Below are 15,929 nucleotides of genomic sequence, written 5' to 3'. Positions count from 1 at the left end.
TGGCGTTGGGTTAGGCGGCGGTGGGCATGGCTGTGCTGGCGATGCCGGTTTCGTGGGCGAGTTCTTCGCGGCCGGTGGTTCGTCGCTCGCGGGCGAGGGCGGCGGCGGTGTTGGCGAGGAGGGCGTCTCCGCTGGTGTGCCAGCCGACTCCGGCAAAGGCGAGGGTGCCGATGACGAGCGTGGTGTCCTCGTCGAGGTGGCCTATGGGCCGGCCGTTGGCGGCGGGCTGCTCATGGTCCTGGTCCTGGTGACGTCGGAAGGTGATCCGGGTGTCGCGGAGGACTTTGAAGGTGACGGAGTAGCGGCGGGCTTTGGTGAGGAAGTGGCCGCCGAAGCCGAGCATGTGGGCCCATCGGCGTAGCCGGGCATACGGGTTGGTGGTGGTTGGCCTGCGAGCGGGTTGGGCGTCAAGGGCGGCTTGACGGGCGGCGACGCAGACGGGGCAGGCGGGGTAGCGGGTGTGGGTGCCGCAGTCGGGGCACTGCCAGCGGGCGACGAAGCCGGGCCGAGGCCGGGGCGTGCGGGGCCGTTCGGACAGTGAGGTGGGAGTGCCGGTGGGGCGGCCGAGTCGCCAGCAGGCGTCGATGAGGCGGGCGGTGTGGTCGCCGTCGGGGTCGGCGTAGTCGCCGATGGAGTCGGCGTCGAGCCTGACGGAGCGGTGCCCGGTGGCCTCGGTGCTCTTGGTGGCGTACTTGGCAAGGTATCCGGCGACCATGCTGTCGGTGACGTCTCCGCGCCCGTTGACGCTGATGGGGCGCAGGTCGAGGCCCTTGGCGGGGTCGCCCCAGGTGATGGGCCAGCCGTCGGGCCGCTCGGGGTGGGCGGGGGTGTGGAAGGTGACCTGGTCGACGGCGACCCGAATGGCGTCTTCCAGGTCGGCGACGGTGAAGCCGGCGGGTGGGGGCACGACGGCGGTGGGGTCGCTGGGGTGGACGCCGTCGAGGCGGATCAGGGCGTGGAAGTGGACCGCTCCCCGTGCCTGGAATTCGGCGGCTTTGCCGTGGGAGAGGCGGACGGGCGGGACGCGTCGGGTGTTGCCGGAGGCGGTGGTGACTTCGACGCGGGGGATGCGGCGTTGGCGGGCGAGGTTGGCGAGGTGGCGTTCCGCGGCTTGCTTGGTGCGGTGCCACAGTTCGCCGGAGAACAGGTTCCACACGACCTGGTGGTCGTGGTCGTAGCAGTCCAGGCACAGCGGCTGCCCGAGCACCACGTCGGTGGGCTCGTGGCGGGTCCAACACATGCCCGGCCGGCCGTGGGGGCAGGTTGCGGCGGTGGGGTCGTCGGCGCGGCGGGCGTGGCAAGGGTCGGGGCGGCAGTCGCAGCGTTTGCGGCTGGCGCAGGTGTGCTTGCGAACGGCGCGGACGTGGACCGGCCCGAAGGACGGCGCGGTGAGGGTGGCGAACACGGCTGGGTGCTGGGTGACCGTGTCGGGGACGCCTTTGCCGCCGATGAGGCCGGCGCGGAGGAGTTGGTAGGCGTCGCGTTGGTAGGTGCGGGCGCAGGAGGGGCAGACGGCGGCGCGGCGGTTGCCGCAGGCGGTGTAGATAACGCCGTCGGGCATGGATTCGGTGTGCCGCTTGGCGAGGAGGGCGCCGGTGGCGGTGTCGCGGGTGGTGATGCTGCCGGCGAGGCGTACCGGGCGGGTGCAGCCTGCGGCGGACAGGATGTGTTCCAGCCAGCCGAAGTAGTCCGGTCGAGTGGCGCGTTCGAAGGCGGAGCCGGCGGCGGTGTAGCCGAGAACGGGCGGGACGTCGGCGTTCGAGCCCACCCCCCGGGCCGTGGAGGTCCGGGGGGTGAGGTCCAGCGTCGAGGCCATCAGACGGTGCCCTCGTCGTCGAGGGTCGTGATGGTGCGTTCGGTGACGATGACTCGGCAGGCGCCGCACTGGCGCTTGGCCGGCTCGTGCCGGCGGCACGGGATCTGGACGGTCTTTCCGCCGCTGCGGATGGTGACCGGTGCCCGGCACGGTCCGCCGGGAATGACGTGTACCAGGATCCGGCGGATGTCGTAGGGGTGCGGTCCCGGCTCCGCCGGGCAGGTGTGCACCAGTTGGACGATGTCGATGATGTGGATGGTCATCGGGCACCACCGCTGATGGTGGTGAGGATCTGCCCGGCGACGGCTGGGGCCACGTCCAGGCGGTCGGCCAGCTCGGCCGGCGTGATGGGCGTTCCGGTGGATTGTTCGTGCTGCACGGCGGCGAAGCGGGCCATGGGCAGCAGGTGGGCAGGGACGTCGACCGGCTCCGGTGCCGGCACGGTGACGGGCTCCGGCTCGACAGCCGGCGTGGCTTCCGGATCGAGGGCCGGTGCCGGTTCGGTGGCCGGGTTCGGGGTGATGGCGGCCGGTGGTGCCGGCTCGGTGACCTGCTCGGCCACCTGGATGCGGATCGGCTCAGCCGGCGGGGCGTCCTCCCGCATGGGGGCGGGGGCGAGGACGAGCTTGACCAGGGCCATGAAGGCGAGTGCCGGGACGGCGGACAGGAGCCAGCCGGAGGGTCCGGGCTTGGCGACCGCGAGTTGCGCGGCGAGGGAGAGGCCGGCGGCGGCGATGAGCAGGAACAGCGGGTAGCCGATGGGTGCGCCGGCGCGGCGGCGTCGGCGGATGGTCAGGAGGGAGGCGATGGGGACGAGTTCGGAAATGACGGCGTTGGCCCAGCCGAACCATGCCCCGGTGCCGTCAGGGCTGTTGGCGAGGGTCCAGTCCTTGACGTGGGTGAAGGAGGCGGCCCCAGCGAAGCCGGCGACGGTGAGCAGGATGAGGACCAGGACCAGGCCCTCGACGCGAGTGCCGCTGCTGCGCTCAGGGGTGGCCATTGGTGGTCACCTCCCCGGAGGTGACGGCGCGTTGTTCGGCGATGAGGCCGGCGAGGCCGACGCGGATGCCGGCGCAGGTGTTGCAGCCCTGGCCGTCCGGGACGGTGCAGTCGGCGAGGTGGGCTTCCTGAACGATGCGCAGGGCTTCGGCGTAGTAGCCGGACAGGAACCGTTCGAAGGACAGCTCACCGCGGGCGGCGAAGTCGGCGGCGAGGGTGGTGACGACGTAGTCGTCCGGGGTCATCCGCTGCTGAGCGGCAAGGTTCGTGACGGCAGTGGTCATCGGGCACCTCCCGGGGTGCAGTCGAGGCAGGAGCCGGTACGGCGGGGGATGTAGTAGGGCCGCACGACGCCGCATGCGTGGCAGGTGCGCCGGGCACGCAGGGCCTTGGCGATGGCCTCCCGCTGTGCGGGCGTGGCGGTGCGCTTGGGCTTGGCGCAGTCGAGGCGGTAGAGGTAGGCGACGCGCTTGCCGCGCCGCCAGAGGATCTGCGCGACCGGGTCATGACCGTCCGGTCGCAGGCCGGCGGCGCGCAGTTGCCGGCGAGTGGCCAGCCCGCCCGGGGCGAGCCGGTAGGGGTAGGTCGGGAAGCCGGTCACGGTGCCGGCCGGGTCGTAGACGGTGGTCATGGCCGGTCTCCCCAGCGCTGCTGGGCGGCCTGCCGGGAGATGCCGAGCCGGGAGCCGATCTCAGCCCAGGAGTAGCCGAACTCGCGGAGTCCGATGACGGCTTCGGTGATGGCCTGGTCGATGACCGCCGACAGGGCGGTCAGGTCGCGGAGGGCTTCGACGTCTCCGGTGGCGACGCGGCGGCCATGGGCGCGGATGATGCGCCGGGCGAAGGCCGCGAAGGCGTCGTTCTCGACGACATCTCGACGACGGTGGGATCGGGGCGGGTGCGTCAAGGTGTGCTTGACGGTGCTCACTGGTTCTCGCCTCCCTTGGTGTGGAGGCGGTCCCACTCGTCCGCAGCCGCCTCAAGGGCGGTGATGACGTCCTCGGCGGTGCGGCCGGGGTCGTCGTTCCACGAGTACGGGGAGATGTGCTCGTGCAGGAAGAAGCCGTCCTCGTCAACGGCGCAGATCGGCTGGTAGGAGTCCAGGTAGTCGACGACCACGGCGAGGGCCTGCCGGTAGGTGGCCTCGTCGGTGCGGTCGAGCTGGCCGGGGTACTCCAGTCGCCGGCCGGCGCAGGCGATGCCGACAGCGCCGACGAGGCAGGCCGACGGCATCGGAGAGTCGGCGTCGGTGGAGTAGTAGGAGCCCTGAAGCCAGCCGTGCCGGCGCAGGTAGAGGGCAGCCATCCGCAGCACGTCAGCGGGGGTGAGCTGAGGATCGGTGGGCGGTTGGTGGGTAGCCTTCATGGCAGCCACGTCCTTTCGAAGGGCTGTTGGTGGAGGTCGGCAGGACCGGTGTGCTTGCGAGGCCAGTCCGGTCCTGTCGGCCGATTCAGGTGGTGCGCAGCCGCAGGTAGCGGCGGTGGCGGGTGTCGTCTCCGCCCATGAGTTGGGGCGGGCCGACGTAGACGAGTCGGCCGCTGGCGGAGGCGACCTGGACCATGGCGGCGATCTCCGCCGGCTGGGCGATCACCCAGAATTCGGCGTACTGCGCGGCCCGCTGCTGGTTGGCGCGGGCGTAGGTGCGCTCCCGGGTGGTCATGCCGCCATCCCCAGGTCGACGCGGGAGAGATCCGGAACGAGGGCCGGTAACCGGCGGGGTCGGCGGATCCAGGCGGCGTAGTCGGCGATACCGGCGATCTGGCTGTCGGAGAGGTAAGCGACCTTGATGCGCTGGGGGGTGCCGCCTTCGGCGATGAGGTAGGCCGCGCCCTGATTGCTGGGGGCGATGTCGGTGGCGGTGTAGCCCTGCTCGGCCCAGCCGTGGCCCAGCACGATGTTCGAGCTGTTGGGTGTGGTGCAGCGGAACGCGGCGCGGTAGCCGAACAGGTCCCGCAGGCTGGTGGGGATGATGTCGAAGGACGGCCGCTGGGTGGCGGCGACGACCGGGATGCCGGCGGCCCGGCCCCGGGCGACCAGGTCCCGCAGGAGGGCGACGAACTCTTCCTGTTCCTGCTTGCTGCCGACGGTCGCGCTGTAGAAGGCGATCTCGTCGATGAGGACGGTGATGACGGACAGGCCGTCGGCGGCGGTGACTTTGCGGCGCCCGTGGGCGCGCAGCCAGGCGTAGCGGTTGTTCATCACCAGCTGGAGCCGCTTGAGCACGTCGAGGGCGGCGGTGATGTCGGGGCCGATGAACGCGTCGGCGCAGTCCTCCCACTGGCCCAGTTCGACGAGCTTGCCGTCGAGTAGCACGAGCCGGGAGTCCACGGAGAGGGCGGCGTGGGCGGCGATGGTGTTGAGCAGGCCGCTCTTGCCTCCGCCGGGTTCGCCGCCGGCGAGGAGGTTGCGGTAGGCGAGGGTGATGTAGACGGGGTGACCGAACTCGTCGATGCCGACGAAGATGGGGTCGAACATCGACAGGCCAGGCCCCACCGGTATCCCGGCGCTCGGGGCGGTAGCGGCGGTCATGGTTGCCCTCCTTGGGCGTTGATGGGCGCGAGGAGCCACACGAACGAGCCGCAGGGCTCCTCGCGTCCGGGTTGGGTAGGCGGTTAGATCAGGCCGTCGTCGTGCTGCTCGTCGTGCCGGTCGGCGTCGAGCTCGGCGTCACGGCGGCGGTCCCAGCTGCGGCCGTCACGGCCGCAGGCGTAGCAGTGGAAGTAGAAGCCGTCGGTGGCCTCGTCGTACTCGATCTGCGTCATGGTCAGATCCAGTCCGAAACGTCGTCCTCGGGAGCCGAGGACGCAGCCGCGGGCTTGCTGCCGTTGGCGTTCGTGGCCGGCTTCTTGGGTTGTGCCGGCAGGGTGATGGTGGGGACATCGACGTCGGGCAGGTCCAGCGCCGTGGGGACGGTCGGGGTGGGCCGGTCGCTGGCCGGGGTGTCCGGGTTGATGACGTCGATCAGCGGCGAGGCGACCTGAGCGTTCAGGACCTCGCGGCGTTTGATGTCGAACCGCAGATACGCGGCGTTGCCGTCCGAGGCCCGCTCGACCAGGGCGGTGGAGGCGTGACAGGCGACCGCGATGCGATCGAGGCGGCCTTCCAGGTCGCCTAGGGCGAGGCCGGGGCGCAGGTAGATCCAGACCCGCTCACCCACGGGGGTGGGGCGGGCCCACAGGATCAGCGGCAGGCTTCCGGACTGGTTGGCGATGATGAACTGCGCGAAGCACACGCGCAGCCGGTGACGCACGAACAGGCACATGGCCCAGGCGAGCACCGCTCGGCGGATGACCGGCACGGCAGCCGGCACGCCCACGACCAGGGCGATGACCCCGGCGGTGACCGGCGTGATGGTGTGGTTGGCCAGCTGGGTCCAGCCGTAGCCGAGGCCGGTGGTGATCCCGATTTCCGGGGCCCACCACCAGATCAGCCGCAGCACGGGCCAGATGCGGACCAGCACCCACACGATGCCGCCGGTCGGGACGCCGATCGCAGCGCCCAGGAACAGGGCAAGGATCGGGTGGATGTAGGAAGCGGCCACCACGGCCGACAGGAGGCCGACGATGACCGCCGTGAGGATGGACGCCAACCGGGCGTTGCGCGCAGAGGAGCGGTGAACCTTGGCCTCGATGACCGTCACCGTTCCGCTGGACTTCCCGCCGAAGGGTCGGCGAGGGCTAGACTTGGACACGACAAGTCCTCCCTTGTGAGGGTGGATGAGTTGGAGGGCACGGGGTCGGCAGATGTAGGAGTCGGACCGACCCCGCGCCAGCTCTTGCGGGGATGCCACCGCCGCAGGCGGTGACCGGGCCGGGAGCGTAGGAGTCGGAATCACTCCCGGACCGTTTGCTTGTCAGGTCAGCGGACCATCAGGCCGCTTTGGCGGAGGACACCGCAGGCTTCACACAGCACGCTGTGCGAAGGACTACTTGGCCGCCGAACCAGCCTTCGGCTTCAGCGAGATCGCACGGAACGCGACGCCGTTGCGCCCGTTGGTCGCCCACGGAATGGCCTCCAACTGCTCGACCTCGATGAGCTGCCCCACCATCACTCCCGGCTTCTCACCCGCCGTGGTGATGGTGATGACCTCACCGCCCGTCTCGTCGAGAACGAAGACCTGGGTGGACCACATGGGCCGGCCGGTGTTCTTCTCCGACCGCTGGTTGCCGTTCTGGTCGTTCTTCGGCTCCGGGTCCTTCGACACCGTCACCTGCTTCGCCTTGGTGTCCACGTACAGCTTCACGAGATGCCTCCGAGGGTCTTGAGCGCGTCCCCTGTGGACGACCGCTCTGCAACCGACGCTACGACGGCATCCGGTGCCGAACCCGGAATAACTTTCCGGGGTCATCGTCGGCGGTCCATGGCAAGCTAGACGCATGCGCGGAATCGGCCAGTCGTTGACCATCGGAGAACGAATTGCCTGGTACAGGCGACGGCGGGGAATGTCCCAGGAAGTGCTCGCGGGACTAGTCGGCCGTACCGTCGACTGGCTAAGCAAGGTAGAGAACGGGCGGATCGACCTCGACCGACTTTCCGTAATCCGCGCTGTTGCGGACCAGTTGGACGTGACTCTGGGCGACCTGCTGGGAGAGCCCTCTGTGCTCGATTGGTCGCGAGAAGGCGGCACCCGAACCGTGCCTGCACTCCGAGAGACTCTGCTGAACTACCGGCAGTTGTCCCCGTTCCTTGCAACGGAGGCAGACGAAGAAGCGCCGGACCTTGCCCAGCTCCGAGGGCACGTCGGGCAGGTGTGGGACGCCTACCAGGAGTCCCGCTATGGCTTCGTTGCTTCTCGGCTCCCGATGCTCGTGAAGTCCGCGCAAGCGGCCACCGCACTGCACGATGGTGCAGCGCAAGTCGACGCGTTCCGCCTACTTGCCCTGAGCTACCAGGCCGCGGCGGTGCTCTTGCCGAAGCTAGGGGAATCTGATCTAGCCTGGATTGCAGCCGAGCGCGGGTTCAATGCGGCACAGCGCAGCGGCGACACCGTGCTCATCGGGTCCCTTTTCCGGTCGCTTACGCACACGCTTTTGTGCACCGGGCGATACAAGGAAGCAAAGCAGCTCACGCAAGATGCGGCTGCATTTCTGCAGGCCGGCCTAGGCAAAGCGAGCCCTGCATACCTGTCCATATATGGGACGCTGTTTCTGGCCGGTTCGATCGCGGCAGCGCGCGATGATGACCGGGCAACCGCAAACGCGTTCCTTGCGGAAGCCGAGACGGCAGCGCAGCGACTCGGCCGGGATGAGAACCACCTCTGGACTGCGTTCGGTCCAACCAACGTCGCGATCCACCGAGCGACGGCCGCCCTGGACCTCGGAGACGTCCAAGTCGCCATCGACCTCGGTGCCCGCGTGGACGCATCAGGGATGCCTAAAGAACGCCGGGTACGACACGCGATTGAGACGGCCCGAGCCCTGAGCGCGTGGAACCGCACCGATGAGGCCATGACGGCGCTGCTCGACGCAGAGCAGATCGCGCCCGAGCAGGTGCGTCACCACGCGATCAGCCGGCAGCTGGTACAGGCGTGGATGCGCAGAGGCCGCCGCAAGCCAAGCGCCACCCTCGCCAGCCTTGCTCGTCGAGTGCATGTTGCCGACTGATCTCGTAGAGTCCGTCCGGTGAGCGGAGCGGCGGACTTTCCAGCAGTGGCAACCCCCCGCGTCGCCGCCGGCGTCTTGTTCGTCGACGAGCACGACCATGTCATGCTCGTCAAGCCCAGCTATAAGCCCTACTGGGATATCCCGGGAGGCTACGTAGAGCCAGGCGAAAGCCCTAGGGCGGCGTGCCGGCGCGAAGTCCTTGAGGAGCTCGGGATCAGGGTTCCCATCGGCGGCATGTTGGCTGTCGATTGGGCGCCGCACCCCGCCGAGGGTGACAAGATGCTGTTCATCTTCGATGGCGGGACGCTTGCCGATGAGCAGCTCGCCGCCATTCAGTTCCAGGACAAAGAGATCACCGATTTCACCTTCGCCTCGTCGGACGACATCGAACGCCTGACGATCCCTCGGTTGGCGAGGCGTCTGCACGCGGCGGTAGCGGCCCTCGCGCACCAGCGGCCGGTCTATCTGGAAGAGGGAAGCTCGCCGGCAGGAGATGCCGCGTCGTGAGGGACGGTTCGCTCTGAATCCTGGTATGCCTTCGACGTCCCCGTACCCTCAGGGCGGGCCGCCTCTGCCAGGTCGCCGAGCTGCCAAAAGGCCCGCAGCGGTTAGCTCTCCCCGCCATTGGCCGTGGGTAGTTCTCTCGCTCGTAGCCGTGCTCTGTACCGGGGTCGTGGCAGTGCCGGTGTCGTGGGCTGTGCGCAAGCAGGCGGAGACGGATCGGGGCGAGGCGACGCCGGAGGCGGCGGTGAACGTGTACGTGCTCCAGATGAGCGGCGGAGAGCGGATCGGCCTGTCGCGGGTGCTGGCTGGCAGGCGTCATGACGAGCTGCTGCGGCAGTGGCGTGAGTACCGCGGCGAGATGGAGCGCGGCAATGTTCCGTCAAAGCTTGAAGTGGTCGGACCGATCGACGTCGAGGACCAGGCCGAGGACCGTGCAACGGTGACCGCCCAGGTGCATACGGTCTGGTGGAACGAACAGATCAACCTCAGCGGCACAGCTCACCCGTGGCGGTTCGAGACTCGGCGATATGCCGGCGGTTGGCGGGTTTGGTCAGCCGACCTGCCGCCGTGGTGCGGTGTGCACGTCCGGGCAGACGCCTGCCACTGAGCGCTCCCGGGCGCGTCCAGTGGCAGATGGCTAGAGAGGCTCGCCGCAACTCTGGCAGGTGTCCTCGCCGTCCTCGTAAATCATTCCGCAGCAGTACGACGGCCCACCGCTGACCTCGTAGCAGGCTTCGTGCCAGTCCTCCCCATTGGAGTCGAGGTGACTGCCGTCGTCCTCGATCGGGTCACCGCAACCCTCGCATGTGAGCGTTGTCATGTTCTCGCTCTCCCCTCACACCGGCTCCGCAGCGTCCCAGTTCCAACAATCGGGGGACGTGAACGGCGAGCAATAGTCGCTGTCGTGGCGCTCGGAGTAGTCGTTCATGTTGGCTGTGGGCCTGCCGCAGTTGGGACAAGTAGGGTGCTCGCCCGGACAGGTGCGGCTGTTGTGCCCGCCGAGTCCACAAACTGTGCATGCCACGCGGCGGATCCTAGCCCGAGTTTCCGGGATAAGTTGACCTTCAGGGTTGGGTGTCTTGGGCAACGGGGGCAACCTATCCAGCTAGTGAGTCCGCCGGCGGTTGGACTCCTGCCGGATAGCCTCCGTGAGATCCCGCCAGGTGCCGGCCGAGGTCTTCATCATCCGTTCGACCATCGCGCAGGCGGATGCCTCGTCGGTGAAGTCGTACGACACCTCCTGCCCTCCGTCACCGCCGAGACGGCCACGAACCCGCCAGAGTTCGCCGTCGGAGACCAGCCAGATGTCGCGCCTGGCCATGCGGCCCCAGCTTCCGTTCCACCAGCGTCCGCGTACCTCCACCCGCAGCAGCCTAGTCGAACGTACGTACGAACCCGCCGGCTGCCGGGCGATGTTGTTCAAAGTTTCTGTACGTCTTCAAGGCGGCCCGCAACGGGCCGCACGCGCCGCCGCCTGGGCGCGCGTCCGTCGCTCCGCTGGCGCTCCGACTCCGGCCACGCAACACGCCCGGCGGCTGGCGCGGAGAGCGGGAAGCCCGGGGGCCGCCGCAGAACGACAGACCGTTGACGAGTGAGGGGTGGGCCGGCAGCCGCCGGGCCGCGCGGCCACGAGCCCGCGCGGCGTAGGGGAGCGGACGCCAGCCGCGTCGGCGAACTGCCGGCGGTCGCGGGGTTGCGGCTAGTGCGCCTCCGGCGGGGGCGCTCCGGCGCCAGGATGGCCGGGGCTCCGTCGGCAGCCGCCGGGTCCGTGGGTGGTTGCGGTAGCCATCCCGCCTGCCATCGACCCGGGCAAGCCGAGCAGACCACCGCCCGACCCGCCAGCGTCCGAACCTATGTCAAGGTCCGCTTGACGTGGCGGGCCGGGCGGCGGCCCGCTCCCCAAGAGGGCGGGTCGACGGCACACGGGATGGCAGGGTCGAGCCGTAGGCCTTAGCCTGTCTCGATGCTCAATCCGGTGCCAGAGGTTCCATGGTTCTTAGGTCACCACACTGGACCGGCTGGGTTTGGACGTAGCTCGCTTCCGATAACCGCCGACTACATCGACACGACAGCCATCGCCAGCCGGACGTCGGTTGTGGCTTAGACCTGGGAGGACGGGCCGTGGTTAGCTCATCGATATTCGTCCAGGACGCGACGGTGGGCAGAATCAACGGAGTCATCGAGGCTGTGGAAGCGGGTGCATCAGCTGCAGGCGTCGATCGCATGGACGTTGCGATAGCCTATGCGAGCGCAGCCGGCGTAGACGTCTTGAGGAATAGATTGAGCAGTGTCGCCGGTTGGCGTGGCTGGCGAAAGCGATTCCTTGTGAGCATCGACTTCGGTACGACTCAGCCCTCCGCGCTGGATCAGCTGCGCCGATTGCCAAATTCGGAGGTGCGAGTTCCCCACGGCAGGGAGGTTCTGGCGCGTGCTGGGCTGGCGCCTAGGGTGCCCTTTCATAGCAAGGCGTGGATCTTTTACCGCTCGAGAACTCAGACGCCGATATCGATAGTTGTTGGCTCGGGAAACCTAACAGTGAGCGGCCTTGCGACAGGCGGTGAGGTCGCTACCACGCAGATATGGACTACAGGCTCCGGGGATACATGGCGGGTCGGCGCCCAGCAGTTAATGAGTTGGTTTGACCAAGTGTGGAACGCCGCCGACGATGTGGACTTTATCCTTCCACATTATAGAAGCCGCGTGCCGACGTCGGTAATGAAAGGACGCCCGCCCGAAGACTCCTCACCTGCTGCGCATGCGTATAACGAGGCGGCAGCTGCGGGAGGCGCCGTTCCGCCCGACTTGACAGCGAGACTTGCAAGCGCCGAAGCCCTGTACGTGTACGTGGACAGAGCGATTCGCAATCGAGGGCCGGCTAGGCCGGGAAGTCAGATTGATACACCGCTGGGTACGAGCACCTTTTTTGGGTTGTCCGCGCGCAGAGCACCCGGCGTTATCGGTGCAATATCAATGCGCATCTCCGGCTTCTCCCCTGTCTCTCGCACGATTCGGGTCGGTTCTAACGGGATGGACAAAATCAACTTGCCGATTCCGGGTAGAGACGGCCCCGATTCGTATGACAATACAGTCCTTATATTTGAGCGCACCGGCGAACGAGATGCCGACGGCAACGACTTGTTTGACGTGGAAGTCACCAACGAGGCTGGCCTACGGCGACGCCGAACCTCAGCCGCCGCAGTTGTCCCCCTTCGGATGGCCGGCGGGCGCAAGTACGGCTTGCTGTTCGGCGCGCCGGATGGTTCGTAGAGGGGAAGGCTGCCGGTTGAAGGGCCCTGACACCACGACCAAGCTGGAGCGCCCCACCGTACATGGAAGCTCTGCCACGGTCGGTACGAACGCCACAGCCCCACCTCGGTGCAGGTACTCTGCCAGCACTGCTCCGCGACGTCTGGATGACCCATGCCCCACGCTGCCGCTCTAGCCGCGATCAATCGCCTTGCCTCCCGCGACGGCACCCGGACGGAAGCAGACATCCAGGCCGACGTCTACCTACTCTTGACCTCGGGGAGCCTGGCGCTTCAGCCGTGGCAGGTCGCGAGGCTTGAGGTGCCTACCAATGACGGGACCAGGCGACGTCTCGATGTGGAGATCGGCCACTGCGTGATCGAGGTCAAGAAGGACCTGCGGACTCCCGGCATACGTTCTGATGCCGAGGCCCAGCTTGCGGGCTACGTTCGCACGCAAACCGACCGACTCGACGTCAGGTACGTGGGAATCCTCACTGACGGAACAGACTGGCACCTGTACCACTTGAATAGCGGGATTCTTCAGCAGACGGCGCAACTATCACTGAACCCTGCGGCTCCCGATGCTGAGCGATTGCTGGTCTGGCTGGAGGCCATTCTCGCCACGCAGGAGTCCGTTCGACCCACTCCACTGGAAATAGCTCGGCGGCTCGGCGCGGACTCTCCGGCCCATCTGCTCGATCAGGCGACTCTAAAGGCCATGTACGATCAAGCAGCAGCGATTCCGGAAGTGCGGCTAAAGCGGGAACTGTGGGCAAAACTTCTACGGACGGCCTTTGGTAAGGCCTTCAACGATGACGAGCGCCTGTTCATCAACCACACACTGCTAGTCCTGACAGCAGAGATTATCGCTCACGCCGTCGTTGGATTCGATGTATCCAATCCAGCGGAAATGCCTGCTGCGACTCTCGTTCAAGGCACTGCCTTTACGAGCGCAGAGATTCACGGTGTCGTCGAGGCCGACTTTTTCGATTGGGTTCTCCACGCTCGCGGGGGGTCCCAGTTCGTCAATGAACTTGCTCGCCGCCTAGCTCGGTTTGACTGGGGGCAGGTGGAGCACGACGTACTCAAAACGATATACGAGTCAGTGATCGGTGCTGAATCTCGAGCCAGCCTGGGTGAATACTATACGCCGGACTGGTTGGCCGACCGAATGGTCAATTCTGCCATTACGGAGCCACTCAAGCAGCGTGTCCTCGACCCTGCTTGCGGGTCCGGTACCTTCCTCTTTCATGCGGTGCGGGCCTACCTACGAGCAGCTGAAGAGGGCGGTATACCTAACGGCAACGCCGTAGTTGGCCTTACCGAGCGCGTCTATGGAATGGATATCCATCCTGTAGCAGTAACGCTCGCTCGGGTCACGTATCTCCTGGCAATCGGCAAGGAGAGGCTGGCTGCCGAGGATCGGGGACCCATTGCGATACCGGTGTATTTGGGTGACTCGATTCAGTGGGAGCAGCGCCGAGACCTCTTCGGCGGTCTTGACACGGTTACTATATCAACCGCCGGTGACGACTTGGTTGATGGTGGAGCGGGTATGTTGTTCGGGGACGACCTCGCTTTCCCTCGCAGAGTTCTTCGCGATGCCGCCACCTTCGACCGACTCGTCACAGCGATGGCCAACAAAGCGACTGATGGTGTCAGTAAGTCCAACAAGTCCAGCAGGGATATCATTGCTCCGGTGCTACGGCAGTTTGGGGTCCATGCCGATGACATCGTTCAGCTGACAGCCACATTCGATACAATGCGGCGGCTGCATAATGAAGGCCGTGATCACATCTGGGGTTACTATGTCCGCAACCTAATCCGACCCCTCTGGTTGTCTGAGCCGCCCAACAAAGCGGACGTTCTAATAGGCAATCCGCCTTGGTTGCGGTACTCGAAGATGACTAAGCCAATGCAGGACCGTTATAAGGGGCTTGCGGGCGAGCGAGGTCTACTGTCGGGTGGCTTGGGGGCGTCTGGTCGTGACCTCTCAACACTTTTCGTGGCGCGTAGTGTTGAGCTTTACCTAAAGGCATCTGGCAGGTTCGCATTTGTCATGCCCCACGGAACCCTCACCCGGAAGCCTCACGACGGGTTCAGATCCGGTGCATGGAGCTCGCAGACAATCGGCGATTTGACCGTCAAGTTTGATGAGCCGTGGGATCTGTCAGAATCGCCTACGGGGTTTCCCATGGTCTCCTGTGTCATTCACGGGAATATGAGCTCCCGCCAGGCAAGGCGAATGCCAGCGCGCGCGCAGGCATGGGCCGCACGGCTTTCGAACCCGAATGTTACTTGGGAAGCCGCACGAACGAAGTTCACGATTAGCAGCAAGGTTCTCTCGGCGCTCGACGGGACCGAACTATCTGTGTCTCCCTACAAGAGGCGGTTTAGGCAGGGGGCGATTTTTGTTCCGCGGGCCCTGCTGTTTGTCACTGAGGCGCCCGCCGGCCCCCTCGGGGCAGGAGCTGGCCGTGTACGCCTACAGTCCCGCCGCACGAGTAATGAAAAGCCGCCGTGGAAGCACCTTCCGTCCCTTGCCGGCGCGGTAGAAAGGGCGTTCGTGCGGAAGGTCCACCTGGGGGAGACGCTGCTGCCGTACCGCATGCTTGAACCCCTGCGCGCGGTGCTGCCCATCACCACGGCTGGCATATTGTCGCGCGAGGCGATCGACGAGTACCCAGGACTCGGAGCGTGGTGGGCGGATGTCGAGAAGATGTGGGATGCGCATAAGTCAGAGGCGGATGCATCCGCATTACTGCAGCGCCTCGACTACCACGGACAACTCGCTGCCCAGTTACCCGCGGCCGGCCACCGCGTTCTTTACAGCAAGGCAGGCAACACCTTGGCGGCGGCGCGGATTACGAATCCAGAGTTCGTCATCGACCACATGCTCTACTGGGCGGCAGCAAGCAGCCTTGAAGAAGCTCGTTACCTGACTGCGATCCTGAACTCGACGACCGTACTCGAACGAGTCAAGCCCCTGCAGGCGCTCGGGCTTTTCGGTGCACGACACTTCGACAAGGCTGTCTTTTCCGTTCCCATCCCAACGTATGACTCGAGTAATCCCGACCATGATCGGCTGGTGGCCCTCGCTGCTGAAGCCGAAGGGATCGCCCAAGAGCTGGACATCGAAAATGTTCGGGACTTCAAGGTTGCTCGTCGGTGCATTCGTGACTCCCTCGCTGGCTTAGGCCTCGCTCGCGAAATAGATGAGACCGTTGCGCGGGTGATTCCAGAGCACCGGGCATAGATCGGTTGTCGGTGCCTCTAGCCGCGTATCGGTTGAGGGAGCCGTCGGGATCGCACTGACGGCTGCCCGCCCACGGGACGGACCGGAGCAAGGGCGGCGGCTTGCTGCATGGCCTGCACTGATGCCGCCGCACGCATTGCGCTACAAGCCCTAGGCTTGACAACGGCCCACTTCGTTGCTCAGCATGCTCATGCTAGTGCTCGGCCTGAGAAGGAGTGCTGTGGCTGAGATTGTGGTGTCCCGATCTACCTACGAGAGCATTGCGCTACTCGCCAATGCATGGGCGACCTCCGAAGGGGAGGTGGTGGAACGCCTACTTGATGGCTTTCGTCACACGGGAAAGCGACACCATGATTCGAGGGCGGACAAGAGGATTCGCGTTCATGCCATATACGAGGGCTCGCGGACCGATGGGCTCTTCGATCCGGGGTCTGAAGCTCTAGAAATCACGAGCGGCCCGCGTGCTGGAGACCATTTCAAGTCGCCTAGTGGGGCGGCTGCGGC

General features: G+C 66.4%; 18 protein-coding genes. 4 read left to right on the top strand and 14 right to left on the bottom strand.

Features of this window, described 5'->3' with window-relative positions:
• Positions 1 to 10: 10 nt before the first annotated feature.
• The 12 genes from ACQP26_RS29370 to ACQP26_RS29315 form a co-directional block, all read right to left on the bottom strand.
• Entirely contained in the window at positions 11 to 1,816 is a 1,806-nt protein-coding gene (locus ACQP26_RS29370; protein ID WP_433494532.1) for a replication initiator, read from the bottom strand.
• Positions 1,816 to 2,079 (bottom strand): hypothetical protein, encoded by a 264-nt coding sequence (locus tag ACQP26_RS29365; RefSeq protein ID WP_433494531.1) that lies wholly within the window; start codon positions 2,077 to 2,079, stop codon positions 1,816 to 1,818. The genes ACQP26_RS29370 and ACQP26_RS29365 overlap by 1 nt, the downstream gene beginning before the upstream one ends.
• On the bottom strand, positions 2,076 to 2,816 hold the full coding sequence (locus tag ACQP26_RS29360; RefSeq protein WP_433494530.1) for a hypothetical protein: 741 nt from the start codon (positions 2,814 to 2,816) through the stop codon (positions 2,076 to 2,078). The genes ACQP26_RS29365 and ACQP26_RS29360 overlap by 4 nt, the downstream gene beginning before the upstream one ends.
• Positions 2,803 to 3,099 carry a hypothetical protein gene (locus ACQP26_RS29355; protein ID WP_433494529.1) on the bottom strand — a complete coding sequence of 99 codons (297 nt, stop codon included), beginning with the start codon at positions 3,097 to 3,099 and terminating at the stop codon, positions 2,803 to 2,805. Before ACQP26_RS29355 ends, ACQP26_RS29360 begins: the two co-directional genes overlap by 14 nt.
• Entirely contained in the window at positions 3,096 to 3,446 is a 351-nt protein-coding gene (locus tag ACQP26_RS29350) for an RRQRL motif-containing zinc-binding protein (protein ID WP_433494528.1), read from the bottom strand. The genes ACQP26_RS29355 and ACQP26_RS29350 overlap by 4 nt, the downstream gene beginning before the upstream one ends.
• Positions 3,443 to 3,742, bottom strand: a complete 300-nt coding sequence (locus tag ACQP26_RS29345; protein ID WP_433494527.1) for a hypothetical protein — start codon at positions 3,740 to 3,742, stop codon at positions 3,443 to 3,445. The genes ACQP26_RS29350 and ACQP26_RS29345 overlap by 4 nt, the downstream gene beginning before the upstream one ends.
• The gene (locus ACQP26_RS29340; RefSeq protein WP_433494526.1) at positions 3,739 to 4,179 is read right to left on the bottom strand and encodes a DUF6197 family protein; all 441 of its coding nucleotides are present in this window, start codon (positions 4,177 to 4,179) and stop codon (positions 3,739 to 3,741) included. The genes ACQP26_RS29345 and ACQP26_RS29340 overlap by 4 nt, the downstream gene beginning before the upstream one ends.
• Positions 4,180 to 4,264: 85 nt before the next feature.
• On the bottom strand, positions 4,265 to 4,474 hold the full coding sequence (locus ACQP26_RS29335; RefSeq protein WP_433494525.1) for a hypothetical protein: 210 nt from the start codon (positions 4,472 to 4,474) through the stop codon (positions 4,265 to 4,267).
• Positions 4,471 to 5,343: an FtsK/SpoIIIE domain-containing protein gene (locus ACQP26_RS29330; protein ID WP_433494524.1), complete on the bottom strand. Its 873-nt coding sequence runs from the start codon at positions 5,341 to 5,343 to the stop codon at positions 4,471 to 4,473. The genes ACQP26_RS29335 and ACQP26_RS29330 overlap by 4 nt, the downstream gene beginning before the upstream one ends.
• An 83-nt stretch (positions 5,344 to 5,426) precedes the next feature.
• Positions 5,427 to 5,576, bottom strand: a complete 150-nt coding sequence (locus ACQP26_RS29325; RefSeq protein ID WP_433494523.1) for a hypothetical protein — start codon at positions 5,574 to 5,576, stop codon at positions 5,427 to 5,429.
• Positions 5,577 to 5,578: 2 nt separating this feature from the next.
• Positions 5,579 to 6,454 carry a hypothetical protein gene (locus ACQP26_RS29320; RefSeq protein ID WP_433494522.1) on the bottom strand — a complete coding sequence of 292 codons (876 nt, stop codon included), beginning with the start codon at positions 6,452 to 6,454 and terminating at the stop codon, positions 5,579 to 5,581.
• Between the two features lie 285 nt (positions 6,455 to 6,739).
• The gene (locus ACQP26_RS29315; protein ID WP_124811937.1) at positions 6,740 to 7,057 is read right to left on the bottom strand and encodes a hypothetical protein; all 318 of its coding nucleotides are present in this window, start codon (positions 7,055 to 7,057) and stop codon (positions 6,740 to 6,742) included.
• A 133-nt stretch (positions 7,058 to 7,190) separates the two neighbouring features.
• Between ACQP26_RS29315 and ACQP26_RS29310 the strand changes: the two genes are divergently transcribed.
• From ACQP26_RS29310 to ACQP26_RS29300, 3 genes are all read left to right on the top strand, one after another.
• A complete protein-coding gene (locus ACQP26_RS29310; RefSeq protein WP_433494521.1) occupies positions 7,191 to 8,417 on the top strand; it encodes a helix-turn-helix domain-containing protein in 1,227 nt (408 codons plus the stop codon).
• An 18-nt stretch (positions 8,418 to 8,435) separates the two neighbouring features.
• Positions 8,436 to 8,924: an NUDIX domain-containing protein gene (locus ACQP26_RS29305; protein WP_433494520.1), complete on the top strand. Its 489-nt coding sequence runs from the start codon at positions 8,436 to 8,438 to the stop codon at positions 8,922 to 8,924.
• A 166-nt stretch (positions 8,925 to 9,090) separates the two neighbouring features.
• Complete coding sequence (locus ACQP26_RS29300; protein WP_433494519.1) at positions 9,091 to 9,528, top strand: hypothetical protein; 438 nt, start codon at positions 9,091 to 9,093, stop codon at positions 9,526 to 9,528.
• Between the two features lie 30 nt (positions 9,529 to 9,558).
• Here the strand turns inward: ACQP26_RS29300 and ACQP26_RS29295 are convergent, their stop codons facing one another.
• Both ACQP26_RS29295 and ACQP26_RS29290 read right to left on the bottom strand, forming a co-directional pair.
• Complete coding sequence (locus tag ACQP26_RS29295; protein WP_433494518.1) at positions 9,559 to 9,741, bottom strand: hypothetical protein; 183 nt, start codon at positions 9,739 to 9,741, stop codon at positions 9,559 to 9,561.
• 285 nt (positions 9,742 to 10,026) lie between these two features.
• On the bottom strand, positions 10,027 to 10,242 hold the full coding sequence (locus ACQP26_RS29290; protein ID WP_433315888.1) for a hypothetical protein: 216 nt from the start codon (positions 10,240 to 10,242) through the stop codon (positions 10,027 to 10,029).
• Between the two features lie 2,099 nt (positions 10,243 to 12,341).
• Between ACQP26_RS29290 and ACQP26_RS29285 the strand changes: the two genes are divergently transcribed.
• A complete protein-coding gene (locus ACQP26_RS29285; protein ID WP_433494517.1) occupies positions 12,342 to 15,425 on the top strand; it encodes an N-6 DNA methylase in 3,084 nt (1,027 codons plus the stop codon).
• Positions 15,426 to 15,929 lie beyond the last annotated feature (504 nt).

The organism is Micromonospora sp. CA-248089 (assembly GCF_050948515.1).
Taxonomy (GTDB): Bacteria; Actinomycetota; Actinomycetes; order Mycobacteriales; family Micromonosporaceae; genus Micromonospora.
This window is presented reverse-complemented; position numbering and strand designations above follow the sequence as displayed.

Excerpts from the sequence above, each read along its gene's own strand:
- ACQP26_RS29370 (WP_433494532.1), bottom strand. The coding sequence starts at position 1,816 with ATGGCCTCGACGCTGGACCTCACCCCCCGGACCTCCACGGCCCGGGGG.
- ACQP26_RS29365 (WP_433494531.1), bottom strand. The coding sequence starts at position 2,079 with ATGACCATCCACATCATCGACATCGTCCAACTGGTGCACACCTGCCCG.
- ACQP26_RS29360 (WP_433494530.1), bottom strand. The coding sequence starts at position 2,816 with ATGGCCACCCCTGAGCGCAGCAGCGGCACTCGCGTCGAGGGCCTGGTC.
- ACQP26_RS29355 (WP_433494529.1), bottom strand. The coding sequence starts at position 3,099 with ATGACCACTGCCGTCACGAACCTTGCCGCTCAGCAGCGGATGACCCCG.
- ACQP26_RS29350 (WP_433494528.1), bottom strand. The coding sequence starts at position 3,446 with ATGACCACCGTCTACGACCCGGCCGGCACCGTGACCGGCTTCCCGACC.
- ACQP26_RS29340 (WP_433494526.1), bottom strand. The coding sequence starts at position 4,179 with ATGAAGGCTACCCACCAACCGCCCACCGATCCTCAGCTCACCCCCGCT.
- ACQP26_RS29335 (WP_433494525.1), bottom strand. The coding sequence starts at position 4,474 with ATGACCACCCGGGAGCGCACCTACGCCCGCGCCAACCAGCAGCGGGCC.
- ACQP26_RS29330 (WP_433494524.1), bottom strand. The coding sequence starts at position 5,343 with ATGACCGCCGCTACCGCCCCGAGCGCCGGGATACCGGTGGGGCCTGGC.
- ACQP26_RS29325 (WP_433494523.1), bottom strand. The coding sequence starts at position 5,576 with ATGACGCAGATCGAGTACGACGAGGCCACCGACGGCTTCTACTTCCAC.
- ACQP26_RS29310 (WP_433494521.1), top strand. The coding sequence starts at position 7,191 with ATGCGCGGAATCGGCCAGTCGTTGACCATCGGAGAACGAATTGCCTGG.
- ACQP26_RS29295 (WP_433494518.1), bottom strand. The coding sequence starts at position 9,741 with ATGACAACGCTCACATGCGAGGGTTGCGGTGACCCGATCGAGGACGAC.
- ACQP26_RS29290 (WP_433315888.1), bottom strand. The coding sequence starts at position 10,242 with ATGGCCAGGCGCGACATCTGGCTGGTCTCCGACGGCGAACTCTGGCGG.
- ACQP26_RS29285 (WP_433494517.1), top strand. The coding sequence starts at position 12,342 with ATGCCCCACGCTGCCGCTCTAGCCGCGATCAATCGCCTTGCCTCCCGC.